We start from the raw sequence: 22,373 nt of genomic DNA, 5'->3' as shown, positions 1-22,373 counted from the left end.
CACCACTTAATCAGTATCAACACTGATTAAATGGTGTTTTTTAAATCATGACCTAGTGATTAGATAAACTTCACAAATTTTTTGTTACTTGTGATGTACTTACCATGGCCGATGTAGAACCTGGTTAAGCCCTTGTATTTAACCACTCTGTCAACGTGGAGCTTGGCTCCTTGCTTGTGGTATTGACCAGTCTTGGAACCGAAGGTGGTGCTGTTGTGAACCCGAATCCCCTTCTTGTTAATTACTTGAATGGTATTGGATTTAGCAGCCGCCTGTTCACGCTTGGTGTAGTAAGCATTCACAACAAAGTTCCGGTTTGCGGTCAAGTAACCCTTCGTGACACTACTGCTCAAGTGACTCTTGATGTAGTAACGGATCAAGCCACTCTTGGAAAGGGCAATTCTGGAGACCTTAAATTCAGAAATCTTGTTTTGTGGTTTCTTAGCATACCCCTTCAAGCGGGTCTTCTGACCGAAGGTCGCCTGCGTATGAACATAGAGCCCCTTGGTATTGTAAATGTAGATTGGGTGTTTCTTCAACCTAGCATTAAAGGCATTGACGTACCCGAATTTGTAGCCGGCCGACTTGTTCTTGAGCGAAGCCTTAGAGTAGTAAGGTGACTTCTGAGCAGCCGCCTTTCCAGCCCGGACCTGCTTCAAGTAAGCAGCGTGGCCGGCCGCGTATGCAGCGGCGTAGTCCGCAGCGTAAACGCTGGATTGGCCGGTGAAGTCGGTCTTCGCAGTCTTACCCTTGTAAGCATCACGATAACCATCGTAGGCGCCCGTGTAGGAAGGATAACTAGCGTAGGCAGAGTCCTTCGCACTATCATTCTTGGCATCGGCTAACCCACGATTGTAGTAATCATTAGCCACGGATGAGGCAACACTACTAGTGGCCGAAGCGATGTTGGATTGCCCATCAAAGATGACCTTCGCAGCCATAATGATGATTTGATAATCACTAGCAGCCCGCTGAGCAGCGGAGTGCGCAACGCTGGTGGCTGATGACAACGTAGCATTGGCACTTTGCAATTGCGTGGTAGCCGAAGCAGCGGAAGCCGCAGCTTGGGAAGCTTGGGAAGCATAGCTATCACCAAGTGATTGATTCCCCTGTGCGTAAGCCGTCGAAGCAGCAACGTTAGCGGAACTAGCAGCTGCGTTGGCCTTGTTGACATTAGCAGCAGCAATCGATGCAGCAGAAGCAGCCGCATTGGCAACGTTGGTCGCTGAACTAGCAATACTGTTAGCAATCACAGCATCGGCAGACGCCGAAGTGATCGTGGTCGAAGCCGAACTAGCAGCCACGGCGTAGCTAGCTAATGCGGAATTATCAGTCGCAGAAGCAGCGAGGCTAGCAGCTTGACTAGCAAGCAGTTGAGCAGAACTAGCCGGTAGGAACGTCGATGAAGTGTAGCTAGATGCTACTGACGAGTACATGCCCGCCGTATTTTGATCGGCACTAACCGCACTGGCGGCTGAAACCGCATAGCTGTTAGCCGTGCTTGCGGCTGCAGCGTACTTGCTTGCGTTGTTACTCAAGTGGGTCACATTGTAAGCAGCGGCAGCGGCGTATTGGGCGTTGGCCCGGGCCACCATGGCAACTGAGTTTGCAGATGCAACCGTGGATTGAGCGGCAGCGGCAATTGAAGCTTGAGCGCTCGCAGCCGAATTAGCTGATGAAGCCATGTTGTAGTAACCAGCAGCGGCACTGTTTGCGGAGTTGACCAGTGCGTTGTATGAACTAACGGCACTGTAGTCCCCGGCACTTGCGGCAGCAGATGCAGCACTAGCATAGCTAGCGGCATCCCGGTTTAGAATCGTGGCCATGCTGTTAGCACCCGAAGCAATGCTGTTTTGAGCACTAGCGGCACTCTTGGCACTTTGGGCGGTCGAATTAGCGCTAGCGGCTAAAGCAGCAGCGGATGCGGCCGTTTGTTGTGCCGACATTGCCTGGATTGCAAATGATTGGGCACTGGAGTTTTGTTGCGCATTGGCAGCTAAGCTCGTGGCCTGGTTGGCAGCGGATGCAGCATCGTTGTTCGCACTTTGCGTGTTCGCATTGTTGGCGCTGACCGCACTGGCAATCGAAGTCGTCGCGGTGTTGGCACTGGCAGCGCTGGCAGCCTTAGAAGCAGTCGCAACACTAGTGGCAGCAGCTTGACTAGTGGCAGCGGATGCAGATTGTGCATCGGCGCTTTGTTGGTTCGCAGCGGAAGCAGCCATTGAACCAGCCACAGCCGCAATGCTTAGTTGATGGGCAGCAATTGAGCTATCCAAAGCAGCCCGGACCGAAGCGGATGATGCCGCTTGGGCAGCAGTCGAGGCGTCGACCGAACCGGTATGGGCCTGAACGGCAGCGGAACTAGCGATGCTTGTTTGATCAACTGCAGAAGCATTGGCAGCAGCAGCGGCGGATTCATCACCAGCAGTGGCGTAGCTCTTCGCAGCAGTGGCATAACTAGCGGCAAGCGTAGCAGTCGAACTGGCGACCTTGCTTGCGGCATCGGCGGATGCAGCAGCAGCACTGGCAGCACTCTTAGCACTTTGGGCTACGGAGTTGGCGGTGATGGCATCACTATTGGCTGATTGAGCAACCGAAGTCGCGGAACTAGCAACGGATGCGACCGACTTGATCACTGCATTCGATGGGTGGGCAACTGCGATGCTGGACGTAGCGCTATTGATCGAGTTGGCACTCGCGGTCGTTTCAGCAGTCTGGCTAGTTGAAACGCTAGCTTGACTTGCGTACTTGGATGCGAGGGCAGCGTTACTATCAGCACCACTTGCATCAGCACTAGCAGCAGCGTTGTCACTAGCGGCTTGCGAGGATGAGGCATCGGCACTGGACGTCCCTTTAGCCCCATTGGCAGCAGCTGAAGCGGCAGCGGAGTTAGCGGAAAGCACCGCTTGGACCGCACCGGAAACCACAGCAGCGTCACTAGCAGCCCGCGTTGCATTATCGGATGCAACGACGGTAGCAGAACTAGCCGTTGATGAATCACTAACCGCTTGGGCAGCGGCAGCACTAGCAGCGTTAGCATAGCTAGCAGCAGTCGAGTTAGCCGTTTCAGCAGCGGATGGATCACCAGCACTGGCGAAGCTCTTGGCAGTAACGGCAACGCTGGCTGCTAAGGAAGCAGCGGCACTGGCAGCCGAACTGTTCGAGGTCGCAGCGCTAGCAGCAGCACTGGCAGTGCTCTTGGCAGCCTGGGCGTTACTATTTGCAATCACAGCATCGGAAGTAGCTGAACTAGCGGCAATCGATGCGGAGTTTGCAACCACAGCGGCGGAACTAACGAGCTTGTTAGCTGGGTTCGCAGATGCAATGCTGTTGACTTGACTGGTGTTGGTGTTGACCACCGCGTCGCCAGTCGCAGCTTCGCTCGTTGATGAACTAGCTTGGCTTGCATACTTGGAGGCTAAGGCAGCATCACTTCCAGCTCCACTAGCAGCATTCGCAGCAGCCGTGTCAGCCGAAGTGGCCTCGGAAGTTGTGGCATCAGCCTTAGCTAAGCCCTGCTTCCCAGCCTCTGCAGCAGCAGAAGCAGCGGCGTTGGCGGAGTTTGCAATGCTCAAGGCTGAACCAACGGCAGCGGCGTCGGAAGCAGCCCGGACCGAAGCACTGGATGCGCTTTGGACGGCGACCGATGCGGTGTTGGATGCAAGGACGGCGACCGAAGCAGCAGAAACGGCAGTCGCAGCCTGGTTCGAAGCAATTGCGTTTGCGCTTTGGGCAGCGGATTCATCCCCGGCACTGGCATAACTCTTGGCAGCCGATGCAGCAGATACAGCAATTACGTTCGCAGAACTAGCAGCAGCACTAGCGGAGTCAGCCGAACTAGCAGCTTGGCTAGCCGTTTGCTTAGCAGCTTGGGCCTGTGAATTAGCAATTACGGCATCGGAAGTAGCGGCACTAGCGACAACAGCAGCGGAAGTCGCAGTCGAAGCTGCGGCACTAACTACGGTGTTGGTTGGGTTCGATGATGAAATGCTGGTAGCTTCAGCAGCGGCGTTGGAAACGCTTGCGTTCCCGCTAACCGCTTGACTAGTTGAAGCGCTGGCTTGACTTGCGTATGAAGATGCAAGGGATGCATCTTGATCAGCACCAGCAGCCGCATTGGATGCGGTCGTATCAGCACCAGCGGCAGCAGTCGCAGCTGAATCAGCGGCCCGGTTGTAACTAGCCCCATTGTTCACTGCGGTTTGCGCAGCTTGTTGGGCGGCAGCAGCTTGGGCAGCGGCGGTTGACGCGATCGATTGATCACGACTAGCCCGGCCGGCAGCTTGACTCGCAGCAGCAGCAGCGTTGGAAGCATCGGTAGCAGCTGACGAAGCCAATGCTTCTTGAGCCGCCCCACTATCCGCAGCCACCTTAGCAGCAGACCGCGCTGCGGCCCGTGATTCAGCCGTGATGGTTGGATCACCAGCAACGGAAGCGGCGCTCGATGCGGTGGAGTAAGCATTCGATGCGGCCTGTTGAGCATCTGAAACAACCGATGAAGCGGAACTAACGACTGCCGAAGCACTCGAAACGATGCCACTTGCGACCACGGCATCAGAAGCGGCGTTAGAAGCCACTGCTGAAGCAGAGTGGGCAGTTGAATTAGCAGCGGAAACGACCGCATTTTCAGGGTTAGCAGAAGCTAGTGAATCAGTAGCGGAAGTTGCCTTATCAGCAGAACTCGATGCCTTGTTAGCAGCTGAGATCGCACTCTTGGTAACACTGGAAGCGCTCGAAACCACTCCGCTATCACTGGCAATTTCACCAGCGTGTGAATCAGTCGCAACGGAGGCATTCGATGCCCGCTTCTTGCTGAGGTCAGCATCAAAGTTAGCGGCTCTGGATTGCGCATCAGAAGCAGCGGAGGATGCAAGTGACCCAGCTGAAATAGCGGTGCTCGAAGCACTCTGGGCAGCTTGGGTTGCACTGGCAGCCACTGAGTTAGCACTCGCAACGACCTGGGCGGCAGCTTGGGCACTAGCGGTAGCATCGGCAGCTGACTTAGCAGCAGCACTAGCTAAGGTGTTGTAACGGTCAGCGTCCGAACTCTTGCCAGTCGCAGCAGCGGAGGCAGCTTGGCTAGCCAACTTGCTTGCGGTGCGGTTAGCAGAGGATGCAACGGCGTTGGCAGTCGACGCACTCCCTACCGCACTCGATGCAGCAGAACTAGCGGCGGTGGCGACCGAACTAGCATCACTGGCGGCTTGGTTAGCAGCGTTGGCCCGGGCATTGGCGCTCGAAGCAACTGCTACATCACTGGATAATGCGGATACGGTCGCAGGATCCGCACTGTTTTGGGCAGCAACGGAGGATGCAACGCTCGCATCGTTGGTGTATGAACCAGCGAGGCTGACACTGCTAGACGTTTGGGCAGCAGCTAAACTAGCGGCACTCGAGTTGGCAGCAGCCGAAGCACTGTTGCTGTCAGCATTGACACTAGCAGCACTCGCATCACTAGCAGCGGAACTAGCGGCACTCGAGTTGGCATTTGCCACACTAATTTGTGAATTCTGGGTTGTAACGGCGCTGTTCAAGGCGTCCACAGCAGCACTCGCGCTTAACGCGGCACTCGCAGCAGCCTTGGAATCAGCGATGGCACGGCCATCGGCACTCGATGCAACGTCAGTGGCCGATTTAACAGCGGCAGCGGCAGAAGCAGCGGCGGAATTAGCATTCGATGCGTTCGAAGCAGCCGCAACCGCAGCGGCGGTGTAGCTGTTTCCGGCAGCATAGTCCTTAGTGGCGTATGCCAGCGAAGCATTGGCAGATGCCGTGCTTGCTTGAGCAGCGGCCTGCTTAGCAAGGCTACTTTGTGAACTGGCGGTGTTATTAGCAGCGTCAGCATCAGCCTTAGCAGATGCAGCTTGACTGTTGGCAAGCACTGCATCGGAGTTCGCACTAGATGCAACTACGTTAGCAGAATTGATTGCAGCAGCAGCATTGCTGATGGCTGAATTTCTTGGGTTGGCGGCAACGACTGCGCCAGCAGAAGTAGCAGCACTACTTACACTGGAAGCCGAAAGGTTGGCGCCACTGGTAGCAGAACTAGCTTCACTGGCGTACTTAGATGCCAATTGATCATTACTATTCGCATCATCGGCGTTGCCAGCAGCCCCACCGGCAAATGAAGCGGCGGCACTATTGGCGCTAGCAGCAGTACTGCTGCCAGTCACTGCGTCAGAAGAATTAAACGAGCTGGCGGAGGAAGCAAAGTTCCCGGCAGTCGAAGCAGCCACCGCAGCACTTTGGGCTGTCGCCTGGGCGCTGGCAGCGCGACTAGCGGCAGCGGAGCCAGCTACAGCAGCCTGGGATGCAGCAGCAGAAGCTGAATCAGCAACAACGGCTTGGGCAGCAGCATTTGCAGCAGCATTAGATGCAGCATCAGCATGTGACTTCGCAGCGGCCATGTTGCCAGCATTGGAAGCCTGGTAAGCAGCGGCAGCTTCAGTCGAAGCCACGGCTGAGAAGCTATCGGTGGCCGTGTTAGCAGATGCAGCGACTACGTTCGCACTGGATGCCGTGCTAGAAGCAGTCCATGCCGCACTGGAGGCTTGAACAGCGACGGAAGCGGCACTGGATGCAACGGCGTTGGCAGATGCGGCTTGCGCAGCCTCACTTGCAATCGATGCATCCTTCGGGTTGGCAGCAGCCACGCTAGCGGCGGTGCTGGCAACGGTGGCAGCATTCGAAGCGGCAGTCGAAGCAGCATCATTTGCGGAACTAGCGTTCGATGAACTAACAGCGGCGGCGCTACTGTTAACGACCACTCCGGAAGCAGCGGCACTAGCATCAGCGCTGGCACTGGCTGCAACTGGTTGGGCGGAACTAGCCTCACTCGAAGCTGCCGAGTTAACCTGGGCAACCGAGTTGGTAAGGCTTAATTGAACCTGACCGGCAGCAGAAGCAGCTGATTGGGTCGCGGTCTTAGCACTAGCAGCACTTTGGGATTGAGTCGTTGCTTGTTGGGCAGCACTAACGGCGGCATTGGCGTATGACGAACCGGTCAATGCAGCTTGTGATGCGGCAGCAACGGCGGAATCAGCTAGGCTGGAGTTCAAGGCTGCATTCGCACTATCACCCGTTTGGGCGTAGCTGTTCGCAGCATCAGCATACGACTTGGCAGCGTTGGAGGCATTCACGGCAGCAGCATATTGACTTGCAGCCTGGTCAGCAGCAACGCTAGCAGCGGAACTATCAACAACGGCTTGCGATGCGGCTTGAGCCCCGGCAGCAGATGCGCTTGCGCCAGCAGCAACGTATGAAGCAACGGTGCTGGCAGCAGCGGCAACTGAAGCATCGGATGGGTTGGCAGCAACGACGCTAGCAACCACTGAACTGGTTGCGCTCAATGTAGCGGTATCACTGGTGGTAGCCGCAGCACTCGCTACGGCGTTGCCGGCATTGGAACCAGCCGAACTAGCGGCACTCGTAGCCGAGCTAGCGGCAGATGATGCAGCGGAAACGTACTTCCCGGCTCCAGGAGCGGCAGCGGCAGCACTAGCGGCAGTCGATAATGCCTGCGTCGTGTTCAGTGCGGCAGCTTGCGCGGCCTGGGCAGCCTGGGCAGCGGAACTAGCCAATGACGAATCGGTCGCAGCCCGGTTGGATGCGGATTGCGCAGCACTAGCAGCCGTGGAAGCGGTGCTTTGGGCAACGGCAGCGGATGCATTGGCGGAATCAGCAGCGCTCGCAGCACTGGAGAGTGCCAGCGATGCAGCGGAGTCAAATGGTTGTGCGCTGGCGAGGGATGCAGCAGTCGAACTAGCGTTATTGGCAATTACCACTGCAACCGCAGCGGATTGAGAAGCGGCCACCGCGGAGGACTTAGCAGCACTTGCCTGGTTGGCAGCGGTCACGGCGTCACTGGCAGCAGAACTAGCGGCACTGTTAGCAGCATTGGCGGCGTTGTTAGCGGCGGAAATAGCGGCATTGCTTGGGTATTGGGAAGCAAGCGAGTTTACAACGGAAGTTGCGGAACTAGCTTGACTGCTGGATTGACCAGCTTGTGGGGCGGTCGTTTGGGCCCCATCGTTAGCAACGGAGGCAATTGAAGCGTAACTACCGGTTGCTGACGCATTTGATAGCGTTGCAGCAGCGGCATTACTTGCCCGCGCTGAGTTCGCAGTCGGATCAGCGGGGTTCAAACTAGCGGCTCTGGATTGAGCATCGTTTGCAGCCGAACTTTGGACCGCGTTCGCGGAGCTAGCAACGGCGGCAGCGGAGGCGGCCTCACTAGCAGCCTTAGCTGCAGCAGCAGTCTCACTATCGGCACTGGTTCGGGCAGCGGAGGCAGCATTGGAGGCTGCGATTGCGGATGCAGCTTGTTGAGGGGCAACCGAGCTAGCAGAAGCAGCAGTTACGTTATCCCCAGCAGCAGCGGCGCTCGATGCGACGTTAGCAGCGGAACGAGCAGCACTAGCGGCATCGTTTGCGGATGCGCTAGCTACGTTGGCACTGGCAATTGCGGAACTAGCAGCAGCACTGGCGGAGGTAAAGTCTGAAGCAGCACTACTTACGACCGCGTTCGCAGCGCTAGCAACGCTGGCAGCAGCACTAGCCGTGCTTGCATCGGAAGCAATCTGTGGGTCAGCTGAGTGCCCACCGGCGGTAGCAATTGAACTAGCGGCAGCGATGGCAGCACTAGCGGACGTCGTTGCACTAGCAACGCTGGTAGCAGCGCTTTGGGCAGATTCAACGACTGAAGAAGCACTGGCAACGCTGGTTTGGTCCGAACTAGCGGCAGCCACGTTAGAGTTGGCAACCGAAGCGGCGCTGCTGGCCTTCTTAGCATCACTATCGGCACCACCGGCATAACCACCAGCAGCTTGGGCGGCATTCGAGGCAGTACTAAACGCACTGACCACGTTCGCAGCGGCACTGGCAGCTACGCTAGAAGCGGAAACGGCAGTCGAGGCAGCATTGGAGGCAGCGACAACGGCTGAACTAGCAGCTGTGGAGTCGTTCTTAGCAGCACTCGTGGCGGAACTAGCATCGTTAGCAGCAAGGCTGGCTTGACGAGCATACCGATCACCGGCAGCAGTACTCCCGGCAGCGTATGCGGATGAAGCAGCACTCGATGCTGCAATCGCAGCGGTGTTAGCAGAATCAGCAACGGAAGCTTGTTGGCTAGCATCATTAGATGCAGCATCGGCAACCGACTTAGCATTGGCAGCTACGCTGTTGGCACTTGCAGCGTCTGAACTAGCGGAGTTGACCACTGCATTGGCGGAATTAGCGACCGCAGCAGCACTACTGATGAGCGTGTTGGTTGGGAATTGACTTGCATAGCTGTTAACGGCGCTGGTGGCGCTAGTAGCGAGACTAGCATCACTACCGGTCCCGGTATTGGCAGCGGATGCGACCTTCGCATAGCTATCTGCAGCTGATGCATCGGTGCTGGCAATGTCTGAGATTGGATCGGCAACGCTGGTGGCAAAGCTGGTAACACTAACGGCACTAGCGGCCACACTGTTCCCGGCACTAGCAGAAGCAGCGGGATCTAATGGCTTAGCAGTGTTCATTGCATTAGCGGCACTATCCGCAGCGAAAGCATCACTGGCGGCTGAATTAGCAACGGCAGCGGCGCTATCACCAGCGGTAACGGCATTGGAGCCGTCAACGGCAGCAGCTGAAGCCGTCGCAGCAGCTTGGCTCGCAATGGCTGCACCGGATTTCGCACGGGCAGCGGCAGATGCAGCAGCAGATGCGGCACTCGATGCTAAGGCACTATTGCTGGTCTTGGCAGCGGAAGCTTCAACGGCGGATGCGGATGCATAGTCGTTGTTTGCAGCACTAATGTCATTATTGGCACTCGATGCGACCACGTTCGCAGAACTAGCAACAATTGCAGCGCTGGATGCGGTCTGGGAAGCGGAACTAGCAACTGTGTTTGCAGAACTAGCGACGCTTGCAGCACTGGATGCCTTAGCGGCAGCAGCGGCGAGCGAAGCATTGCCAGGGTTAGCAGCTGCAATGGCAGCAGCATCCTGGGCGTCTAAGTTCGCGCTATTAGCAGCGGAACTAGCACTGGCACTGTCGAGATTCGTTTGAGCAGATGCTTGACTAGTGGCATCACTAGCAGAACTAGTGGCAACCGCAGCACTCGATCCGGCCGCACTAGCGGATGAGACATCAGAACCAGCTGAACTAACCACACTATTGGCACTGGAAATCCCAGCAGCAATTGCATTGGAAGCGTCGTTAGCAGCGTTCTTAGCATCCCGGGCAGCATTGGAAGCCAATGCTTGATCAGAAGCGGCCCGTAATGCAGCACTCGCAGCACTTTGGGTGGCAGCATTAGCAGCATTGGAAGCAGTAGAAGCGTTCGATGCTGCCACATCGGCATCGTTTGCAGCAGCAATGGCTTGGCTCGTAAGGCTAGCAGCGGATGGGCCTTGGGCGCCCTTGGCTGCGCTCGCAGCACTGGATGCCTTAGCAGCAGCGCTGGAAGCAGCGGAACTAGCAGCGACAGCACTGGCAGTGGCTGCGTCAGCAGCAGCCTTTGCGCTGGATGCGGATGCGGATGCAATCGTGGCATCTGCAGATGCGGAGTTGGCAACCGAGCTAGCAGAAGCAACCACCGAACTAGCGGAAGCTACGACTGGGTTGGCACTATTTTGTTGATTCAATGCGGATACTGCAGCAGATGCTGAGTTAACAGCCCCGGTCTCAGAACTAGCTTGACTGGATGAAACGCTAGCTTGCGTTGATCTTTGCGCAGCGTCATTGCCATTAATTGCGGCAGCACTGTTGGCACTGGAAGCATCACTATGGTCTTGAGCAGCCCGTGCGGCAGCAGCATCAGCAGCGGAAGCATAGCCACTATTGGCAGCGGAATTAAAGCTGTTCAAAGCCTCGGCAAGCGAACCAGCAGCAGAACTTAATGCACTGCTTGCGGAATTGTAATTAGCGGCAGCAGAACTAGCAACGCTGGCGGCATTTGAGCCATCGGTGTTGGCAGCCTTAGCCACTGCAGCTTCACTAGCGGCAATCGATGCTTGTTGACTGGCCACTACGGCTTGACTGGCAGCGGCGTTTTGATCACCATTTGCGACAGCCCTGGAAGTGGCATCACTAGCTAGGCTAGCAGCCTGAGCAGCAGAATTAGCAGCGGAATTAGCACTCGCAGCCGTCGATGAAGCAACGTCTGCTTGACTCTTAGCGGATTGCACGGCGGAGTTAGCAATCGCAGCTGCTGACTTAGCGGCCGATGCATTTTGTGCATAACTATTTGCAATTGAAACTGCGGATTGAAGTGCTGAGTTGCCAGGGTTAGCACTCGCAACTGATTGAGCACTATCGTCAGCATCGTTAGCGGATGCAGCCATGGAACTAGCACTGTTGTAGGCACTGGCAACGCTGGAAGCCACTACACTGACCGAAGCGGCGTGGGAAGCAGCATTATCAGCATCGCTTGGCCCGTTAGGTTGACCACTGGCGTAGCTAGTGGCGTCACTCGCAGCACTGGAAGCAGCTGGGTTCGCAGAACTAGCCACTGAATTAGCACTTGCAAGCGCATTGCCAACGGAAGTGGCAGTCGATGCAGCACCACTGGCTGCTTGAGCAGCGGAACTAGCTAACGAGGAATCAATTGCAGCCCGGTTGGATGCGGATTGGGCAGCACTGGCGGCCGATGAAGCATTCGTTTGGGCGCTGGATGCGACCGCATTTGCGGATTCAGCATCAGCAGCGGCCTGCGATGCAGCAGCAGAGTCAAATGGACTCGCACTGGCAGCACTGGCGGCAACGGAATTAGCGGAACTGGCAACGCTGGCAGCACTATCCGCTACGACCTTAGCAGCCTGAGCGGATGAATTAGCAGCACTCGCCTGACTCGCAGCGATCGAAGCATCGGTCCCAGCAGAACTAGCGGCACTGTTGGCGTTGTTTGCAGCGGTGTTAACGGCAGCAATGGTAGCATTACTTGGGTATTGCTTAGCGAACGAGTTAACGACAGCGGTAGCAGAACTAGCAACACTGGCCGATGAACCAGCAGAACTAGCGGTTGGTTGGGTGTCAGCATTGGCATCGGAAGCAACCTTGGCATAACTGTCAGTCGCAGCAGCATTGGAGGCTGCGGCACTCGCAGCATTACTTGCCCGCATCGAATTGGCAGTCGAATCGGTTGGGTTCAAACTAGCAGCTCTCGATTGGGCATCATTGGCAGCGGAACTTTGCACTGCATTGGCGGAGCTAGCAACGTTCGCAGCAGCAGCGGCCGCACTAGCAGCCTTAGCTGCAGCAGTCGAGGCGCTATCAGCACTGGTCCGTGCGGATGCAGCAGCGGTCGATGCAGCGATTGCGGAAGCAGCTTGTTGGGACGCAACGGCACTAGCGGAACTAGCGGCAGCATTATCACCAGCAGCAGCGGCACTAGATGCGACGTTCGCAGCTGAACGGGCAGCACTAGCGGCATCGTTGGCAGCTGAACTGGCTGCACTGGCACTGGCAATTGCTGAACTAGCATCAACACTGGCGGAATTGAAGTCCGAAGCAGCACTACTTACGGTCGAATTAGCGGCGCTCGCAACACTGGCAGCCGAACTAGCCGTACTTGCATCGCTTGAAATTTGTGGATCATCTGAGTGCCCACCGGCGGCAGCAATTGAGCTAGCAGCGGAAATGGCGGCACTGGCGGAAGTCGTCGCACTAGCAACGCTAGTCGCAGTGCTCGTAGCGGAGCTAACGACTGAAGAAGCACTGGTAACTCCTGATTGATCGGTACTAGTGGCAGCGGCGTTAGAAGCAGCCACTGAAGCAGCGCTGCTAGCCTTCTTGGCGTCACTATCGGCACCGCTTGCGTAACCGTCGGCAGCTGAAGCTGCAGATGAGGCGTCGTCAAACGCACCGGTAACCACCTTAGCAGCACTGGCAGCGACGCTAGAAGCTGAAGTGGCAGTCGCAGCAGCACTCGAAGCAGCGACGACAGCTGAACTAGCGGCGGATGAGTCACTTTGGGCCTGGGTAGCAGCGGAACTAGCATCGGTAGCAGCTTGACTAGCTTGACGAGCATACCGGTCCCCTGCAGTCGTACTACCAGCAGCATATGCAGCAGCAGCGTTTAAGGAAGCAGCGGAAGCAGCACTAGCTGCGGATTTGGCAACTGAGTTTTGGTGACTAGCATCATTAGAGGCAGAATCGGCAGTCGATTTAGCATTCTCAGCCACACTGTTGGCACTGGCAGCGTCCGAACTAGCGGAGTTGACCACTGAATTAGCGGAACTAGCAACCACAGCGGCACTACTGATGAGGCTGTTGGTTGGGAACTGGCTTGCATAGCTGTTAACGGCACTGGTATCACTATTAGCAAGGCTAGCGGAACTCCCGGCACCGGCATTTGCATCTGAAGCAACCTTGGCGTAGCTATCGGCATTGGAAGCGTCCGTACTGGTAGCACTAGCGGCTGGTCCAGTCACGCCTGCAGCAGAACTGGTGGCAGCAACCGCAGAAGTAGCCGTACTGTTCCCGGCACTGGCAGCAGATGCGGAGTTAGCAGGCTTGGCACTGTTCATTGAATTAGCAGCACTATCGGCAGCGTTAGCAACCGAGTTAGCGGAGCTAGCAACCGCAGCGGCACTGGCAGCCTTAGCAGCAGCACTCGTGCCATCAATAGCGGCTGATGATGCAATCGCAGTGGCGGAACTAGCTAGTACCGCACCCGACTTCGCGCGAGCAGCAGCGGAGGCCGCAGCACTGGCAGCACTCGATGCTAAGGCGCTGTTACTGGTCTTAGCGGCCGCAGCGGCAACGGAAGCAGCCGATGCATAGTCACTGTTAGCAGCACTTACATCGTTGTTAGCACTAGTGGCAACGTTGGCAGCCGAACTAGCAACGCTGGAGGCACTCGAAGCCGTTTGGGAAGCAGAACTAGTCAACGAAGCAGCAAAACTAGCGGTCCCGGCAGCGGAGGCAGCCTGGCTCGCAGCGGAAGCAATTGAAGCATTGCTTGGGTTAGCAGAAGCGATGGCGGCGGCATCTTGAGCATCCAGGTTCGCGTTATTGGCAGCCGAACTAGCTAATGAATTCGATGAATTAGCAGAGGCCGAGGCTTGACTAGTAGCGGAACTAGCGGAAGTAGCCCCACTAACTGCACTGGTCCCGGTCGTAACTGCGGATGCAACATCACTACCAGCCGAACTAACGGAACTATTTGCACTGGAAATCCCGGCAGCAATCACGCTGGATGCATTATTAGCGGCACTGGCGGCGTCATTAGCAGCACTGGTAGCCAATGCTTGATCTGAAGCAGCCCGCAATGCGGCGCTCGTCGCCTGTTGAGCAGCGGAGTTGGCGGCATTGGATGCTGAATTAGCACTGGCTAATGCACTATCAGCATCGCCAGCAGCAGAGGCGGCTTGACTAGCAAGACTGGATGCAGCAGGCCCATGCGCAGATTGCGCATCGGCAGCGTATGAACTGGCCTTCACTGCAGCATCTGAGGCAGCAGTCGAAGCCGCAACGGCACTAGCGGTTGCGGAATCAGCCGCAGCCTTAGCACTATTCGCAGCGGAGGATGCAAGCGTAGCATCTGCTGAAGCTGAATTAGCAACGGAGCTAGCGGAAGCCACGACCGAACTAGCGGAGGCAACCGCTGGGTTGGCGCTATTCAGGCTGTTGAGCGCACTAACCGTGGAAGCAGCGGAATTGACTGAACTGGTAGCATCCCCAGCTTGAATGGCTGAAACGCTAGCCTGGCTGGACTTCAATGCAGCATCGTTTCCGTTCAGCGCAGCAGAACCATTGGCGCCTGAAGCAGCCACACTATCGGCTTTCGCTTTAGCAGCAGCATCGGATGCAGCCGCTGCGTAGCCGCTATCTAGTTGCTTATTAGCATCAGCAGCAGCAGAGGCGGCAACGGAATTAGCATTGGAAGCCACATTAGCAGCGTTGGAAGCAACCGTAGAGGCACGATCCACATCACTAGCAGCAGAGGCGGCATCAGCATTAGCATTGGATGCATCGCTAGCAGCACTCGTAGCACTAGCAGCAGCTTCAGCAGCCGCTGATAATGCAGATGCAGCAACGGAAGTGTTCCCGTTGGCAACCGCTTGGCTCGCAACGGCAGAAGCCGAATGCGCAGCACTCGCAGCAGCACTTGCAGCAGCGTTCGCTGAAGCAGCCTTGGCGTTATCACTGTCAGCACGACTCTTGGCAGATTGCGCAGCGGAGTTGGCACTTGCCGCATCACTGGATGCCGAGTTAGCAGCTGAAGCAGCAGCGTTAACGGTGGAATTAGCACTGGAAATCGTCGGGTTAGTTAGGTTCGCAGATGCAATCGAGTTCACAGCACTAGCGTATGAGTTCGCAGAACTGGCAGCTGTGGAAGCAGCAACGTTGCTTGACGCAACGTCAGAAGCCGTTACGCTGACCGAATTAGCGTGTGAAGCTGTGTTCGATGCATCGGATGCCCCCTGGGCAGAACCAGTTGCAGCAGTGGATGCGACAACGGAAGCGCTATCGGCAGTGGAAGCGTATGCACTAGCCTGCTTGTTCGTATTTTGACCAGCGACCGCCTTAGCAGCAGCTTGTTCAGCGGCAGCGGCTTCACTAGCAATGCTTTGCATAGCATTTGAGGCACTGGCAGCCTTAGCAGCAGCACTAGAAGCTGCTGCTACCTGTGAATTAGCGGAGTTACTTGCCGATTCTGCAGATGCCTTAGCAGACTGGGCATTGTCATTAGCGCTGGAAGCATCATTAGCATAAGAATTGGCTAAACTAACATCCCCAGCGGAAGCAGCGGAGTGAGCAAGGCTAGCAAAATTAGAAGCTGACGCAGCAGCACTATCTGCTGAAGAAGCAGCTGAATGCGCTTGAGAAGCAGCATCACTGGCAGCAACGCTAGCTGAATTAGCAGCACTATTAGCACTAGTAGCATCACTGGCAGCGGAACTAGCGGCAGCGCTAGCACTGGCAATCGTGCCAGCAGCACTCTTTACGGTTGGATCATTCGGATTATCACTAGCCATACTACTAATTGCAGTTTGTGCGGAGGTGACTGACCCCATTGATTGGGCAGCCTGATTGGATGCAGAGCTAGCAGCACTGGAGTACTTCCCTGCATCAGCGGCGGCACTATCCGCCCCACTAAACGCATTCGAAGCGGCACTCTTAGCTAAGGCAGCGGCACTGGCAGCCGAACTAGCGTTATTATCAGCATCGCTCGCAGCATTTTCACCGGCCGCTTGAGCAGCTGATGCTGCAGCGCTAGAAGCATCGTGAGCGGCGTTTGAAATTACCGCTGAAGCACTCGATGCTACGGAATTAGCTGCGGAAGCCTTGGAAGCCTCACTAGCGGCAGAATCACGTGCAGCGGCAGCAGAAGTATTGTATGATGCGGCATTCGAAGCAGCGATGGAAGCTGACGCAGCAGCACTGGTAGCTGATTCAGTATTCTCATTCTTTGCAGCAAATGCTGCGGCACTAGCATAAGAACTAGCGATAGCAGCCTGAATACTAGCCTGGTTGGCATAATAACTAGCACTAGCTGCGTACGAACCAGCAGCGGAACTTGCGGAACTTGCACTGGTAGATGCACTGTTTAAATTACCTGTAGCCGATGAAGTCGCAGCTGAAGCGCTGGAAATAGTGGCACTAGCAGCACTGAAAGCACTCGTACTGCTTGGGTTAGAACTAATTAAACTATTGATGGCACTTTGTGCAGCAGTAACCGCACTGCTGGATGAACCAGCTTCACTGGAAGTAGCATCCGCTGCGCTGGCGTAACTACCAGCAGCGCTCGATGCACTATTCGCCCCATCATTACTGTTAGTGGCAGAATCACTTGCTTGACTAGCACTCACAGAGGCTTGATTAGCATAACTGGCTGCGGCATTGGCAGCACTCGATGCGCCACCGGCAATACTATTGGCAACGGAATTAGCAGATTGGACAATGACATTAGCACTCGCGGCTGCAGAGGCTGCACTGGAGGCAACGCTAGAAGCATTAGCTGCAGCGTTTGATGCAGTTGAAGCATCATCATTAGCAGATGCAGCATCACTAGCAGCAGCACTGGCCTGACTAGCAGCAGCAATCGCACTGCTTGCAGCAATGGATGCAGCCGATTGATCGCCCTTGGCAGCGGCTTCACTAGCAACCACGGAGGCAGAAGAAGCTGCGGTGGCTGCTTGACTGGCAGCGGTATTTGCAGATGATGCCTTCGCGTTAGCAGTATCAGCACTTTGCTTAGCCGCTTGAGCAGCACTATTAGCATCAGAAGCAGCATTAGCAGCGGAAGTGGCAACACTAGTTGCAGAACTAGCAGCGCTAGCAGCAGAAGTTAATTGTGAATTATTTGGATTATTGGAAACAATCGCTTGGATTTGAGTGTATGCCTGAGTAGCAGCGCTATTAGCTGAACTTGCTAATTGGTTATTTGCTGATGCCCCGGATGCGTTCACACTCACTGAGTTAGCCCGTGATGATGCGTTTGCCGCATCTGAAGCTCCATTGGATGCTCCAGTAGCAGCAGAAGAAGCTGCCTTAGATGCATCGTTAGCAGCGGTAACGGCACTGCCCCCATTACTATTTGCAATGCTGGTTGCAGTTGAATTAGCACTTGCAGCCGCACTGGAGGCATTAGAAAGCGCAGTTGCAGCAGGACCAGCCGACTTAACGTTTTCAGCCACTACGGACTCAGCTGAACTTGCGGCCACGTTAGCGTTTAGCGTTGCCTTATTCGCATTTTGGAGGACCACCCGCGCTGAACTAGCACCAGCATATGCAATCAAAGCACTCGTTAACGTTGATTGGGCACTGGCACTGTATCCATTCGAAGCCAAATTTTGGGCTGCAGCAACTTGGCTGTTAAAGGTAGCATTCGCAGCACTGACGGTTGCAGCTGCGGAACTAGCAGCAGCGCTTGCACTAGCAGCAAGACTCTTGTTGTTAAGTGCTTCTGCATTAGCAGCTGAACCAGCTGAAGAGGCTGATGACATCATAGCAGATGCAGCATCAGCACTAGCCTTGTCACTTTGAATTGCGGAATTAGAAGGATAGAGACTAGCAATGCTGGCAACGGAAGCAACGTCTTGATTAGTTGCGCTTGCATTGGAGCTAATTTGGCTATTTTCAGAATCAGCCTTCCCAGCAAATGAGTTGGCTAGACTAGTTGCAACCGAATTTAACACAAGGGCTTGAACTTCAGCCGCACTCTGATCGTTGATTGCCTGTAAGGCAGCCTTTTGCCCATCAGCATTAATGGAAGTCACTGCTGCCGATAGTGACAATGCAGCCGAAGCAGCACTTGATGCAATGCTGGATGCAGAAGATGCGTTACTATTAATTGAGTTCTGGGCAGAAGCAACACTAGGTTGGGTCGATAGACTAGCAGCGCTACTGAAAGCTACGATTGCGCTAGCAGTTACAGCAGCAGCGGAACTAGCTGCTGAAGACGCAGCAAGGGCTGCAGCAAATGCTGAACTAGCTGCTGACGACGCTGAACTAGCAATCGAGGATTGTGATTTAGCATCAGCAGTGTATGAATTAATGGCACTGGATGCTGAAGCAAACGCTGATGATAAGCTAGCATCACTAACTAAGTTGGAGTCCTTAGCTAGCGAATGGGCATTCGAATTGTAGCTATCAACAACAGCTGAGGCTGATGAGGCCACACTGGAATAAGAGGTCGCAGCACTAGTCACCGAAGCAGCCAAAGAAGCGTATGAAGCAGTGCTACTGTTAGCTGTTTGGGCGGCGGTATTATAATTCCCCGTTTGGTTCACTACAATTGCGTTGTCGGTAATCGTACCATTAACGGTAGTGTTACTATTAGTAACCGGTGAAGTCGCGGGATTATGTGAAAGATTAATAACATTGGTATTACTACCATTGTTCTTAATCTCAATACTACTGTTAGTAACTTGGTATTGAGCAGTCACGATGACATCAATGGGCTTAGTGGGCGCCTTAATTGCATCAATTGAATGACTATAGCTATATGAATAAGTCCCATTCCCATTATTGGTAAATGCAGACACGGGAATCGCAGTCGTATAGGCATTCCGATAATCACTATCGCCACCGGTGCTAGTCGGTTGATCAGGGTCTGTTAACATCCCATTACTATCAGTCGTGGTGTTCGAAGTATTATCCCCAGCTGCTGGTTTTTCATCCGTTCCATTGGTTTGAACCCGAACGTAAACATAACCATCGGTGCTATTAACATTGTTTAATTGTAGGTTCGCATTAACGTTATAGTTAGAGGCAGCATTCGCATTCTGTGATAGTACCGGAGTACCATTCAAGAAGACCGTTGGGACGGCGTGGAATGCTAAATATTGGGAATTGGCATTATCAAAGTTTGTGATGGTTGGATCAGCAACTTGCTTTCCATTTTGATCATAGACCTGAACCACGTTTCCGCTACTCCCATTAATCGTAACTAAATACTGTGGCTTTTCATCAGTTTGATCATCAACCTGGGCCTTCACTGCATAGGCGTTGATTGGCGTAGTGTTAAAGAAGTTCCCAACCCCTTTACCACCAGCATCGTTATTAATCCCATTCTTACTCAAGAAAACGTTGGTACCGGGGTTATTGATGGTCACTTGACTTTTGTAGTTCTTTAAGAGGGTTAAGCCCTTATTAGTCGTTTGTCCATCAGTATAGATTGACATATTCCCACGGTTTTGAACGTTAATGGAGGCATTCGTAACCGTGACCATGTTGCCACCAAAGCCCGCGAAACCAGCCCCGGCCCCGTGGACATTAAATGATCCACCATTTTGGACATTTAAGGACCCCTTGATCCAGATTGGATCCCCATCAGACGGGGCGTTATTGTAGGTAACGTTCATCGTTCCCCCGTTGATGTTAACGTAACCAGAGTTAACCATTGCATCGGCTTGGTTATCACGGGGAATAATGTTCAACGTGGCACCCTGGTTAATCGTGGCACCCCCACCGGTGATGGCAAGCCCTTCATTCCCAGTTTGGCCGTTTCGGCTGAAACTACCAGCATTTTCACCACCACTACCACCAGGTGCAAGGGTCATCGTTGACCCTTGATCAAGTTTCAAGCTGCCACCTAATTCAATTACGTTCCCATCTTCGGTTTGACCATAGTAATAGGAATTTGGCAATAACTCTAGATTAGTGATTTGCATGTTCTGTTGGTTATTATTTTGGGTCCCAAAGTTCTTATTGAATGGACTGGTATAGCGACCCTCACTAATCGCACTAACACCACCGTCAATGTATACATTCGGCAAGCTCGATCCATAGAATAATTGAGAGCCTTCAAAGTTAATGTTCCGGTAAGTTAAGCTTCCAGAAGTAGAATTGTAAAGGTTAACGGGTCCATAAATATTCCAAGCATACATCTTGGCCATATTTTCAACCGTTAAACTATTAATGTTATATGGGTTATAGTGCCACTTTTGCATATCGACAATGTGGTTTTGCCCGTTAACGATCATGTTCATATTACTACCGTAAGCTGTCCCGGTAACATCAGCAGAGGTCGCATTAAAATCAGAGGTAAAGCGCATTTCAGAGTTCCCGTTAATGTAACCACGGGTAAAGAAACTAGAAATATTTTTACTGCTGGTATTATAAGTTACGAAAACAATGTTTTGGTTGTTAACCTTATTGGCAACGTCATTGTACCCGTAATTGTAATTAGTGGAATTAGCACTTTGCTGGGCAGCGGTTAAATTCGTAACTGAGAAATAATTATTCCCACTTTGCTCATTATTAATAGCATCATTAGCCCCGTTATAGGCCTGAATGTATGGATTATTGGTGTTGGCTTTGGTATTCAAGACGGTATAAGCACCGCTCCCATCAGCACCGTTCCACCGACCAGTTTCAGCATCATAGGCTCCCTGCCGACCTAAGAAGTAGTCAACAGCGTAGTTATAAGCCAGACTTTGGGTTGGCGCAGCAGTGTTAACTCCGGTCCCGGTCAAGTTGCCGGCAGTCCCCTGTTGAACATCGTTGCCAGAAGTAGCTTCAGAGCTATCACTAGGTGAATTAACCACCTGGGCACTGGTGTTCCGGTTAACGGAACCACTAGTCACGCTAGTAGTTTGTCCGATTCCGTTAGCACCATAAATTGCAGAGCCAGATTGGGTTCCAGCACTACTATTTAATGCGTTATACTTATTAAACCCATCGATCGTGGCATTATAACCAGCAACGTAATAGGCGTTACTAGCGTTAAAGGAGGCTGCTGAATCAGCTGATTTCAAATCATCAGGATGCAACGAATTCCAAGCCGATACAGCCCCGGCATTAGCCGCGTAGTAAGCTTGCAGCCCATCATTATAACCACTAACACTGCTTGTTACAGCTGATTTACCAGCTAATGCAGCATTGGAAGCAGCAATAAAAGCAGCACTAAATGCTGAACTATAAGCACTATAAGCCACTTGGGCTGCGGAAATCGCACTGGCGACGTTTGAATCAACACTGCCACTGGCAGAGTAAGAAGACCCGTTTGAGGCAGCTGAAAAGGCTAGTGAATAGGCCGAACTGTATTCGGCACTGGATGCACTATCGGCGGAATTACTGCCATTACTACCATTACTGCCGTCACTTCCGCTACTACCATTACTACCGTTGATGCCGTCATCATTACCATCAGCATCCCGCAAGCTGAGCCCATTAGCTAAACTTTTGGCAGTTTGATCTAAGTCTGAACTACCATCGTGATTGGATGCGGATGAAGACGCAGCGGCAACTGAAGAGGCGTATTCTGAAACGCCCTTATTGAAGTTAGCGTCCGCACTACTTGGCGCAGTCGTCCCGGCTTGCGCAGCTGATGAAGCAGCCGCAAAACCAGCACTAACGGCAGCGCTAGCAGCGCTACTATCTGCAGATGCACTACTACTATCCGTCGTCGAACTACTGCTTTGACTATCAGTAGCAGATGAACTCCCGTTGCTTTCAGCAGAAGAGCTAGCACTAGCGGAAGAACTTACAGTCGCACTGGTATCCGAACTCGCACTGGAGCCAGTACTGGTGTTAGTGGAACTAGTCGCTGCACTAGTATCAGCGCTAGATGAAACCGTAGAACTAGCACTAGGATTTGAACCATTAGTACTAGTAGCACTTGCAGTCGAACTATCAGTCTGCGTGGAACCCGATTGGACGGATTCAGTGGTGTTCGTAGCACTATCATTTGCTGAGGTCGCACTTTGGGTCGTTGCTGCACCAGAGCTTTCACCATATGTACCACTAGTCGTTGTTGCTTTTTGACTCACATTGGCACTAGAGTCAACCGTTTCCGCATTCGCGCGGCCAGACTGCTCTAGTGCTGTCCCCCCAAGGATTGCTAACATGGATAGTGAGACTACTACCCATTGCTTTTTCACCTTGCGGAGCACCTTTTGATCATTTACTTTATCGTATTCAAATTTATTATAAAGCAT

The 22,373-nt window shown here is 53.8% G+C and carries 1 protein-coding gene; it reads right to left on the bottom strand.

What is annotated here, in order from left to right; all coding sequences use genetic code 11:
- Positions 1-59: 59 nt before the first annotated feature.
- Positions 60-22,373, bottom strand: a complete 22,314-nt coding sequence (locus tag MOO44_RS04360; protein WP_260117195.1) for a DUF5776 domain-containing protein — start codon at positions 22,371-22,373, stop codon at positions 60-62.

It is taken from the genome of Nicoliella spurrieriana, assembly GCF_023380205.1.
GTDB classification, from domain to species: domain Bacteria; phylum Bacillota; class Bacilli; order Lactobacillales; family Lactobacillaceae; genus Nicoliella; species Nicoliella spurrieriana.
Note: the sequence above shows the minus strand (reverse complement) of the source record. Positions and strands in the feature narration are given on the sequence as shown.

Bases quoted from the DNA above. Each gene is read 5' to 3' on its own strand.
- MOO44_RS04360 (WP_260117195.1), bottom strand. From the start codon at position 22,373: ATGCTTTATAATAAATTTGAATACGATAAAGTAAATGATCAAAAGGTG.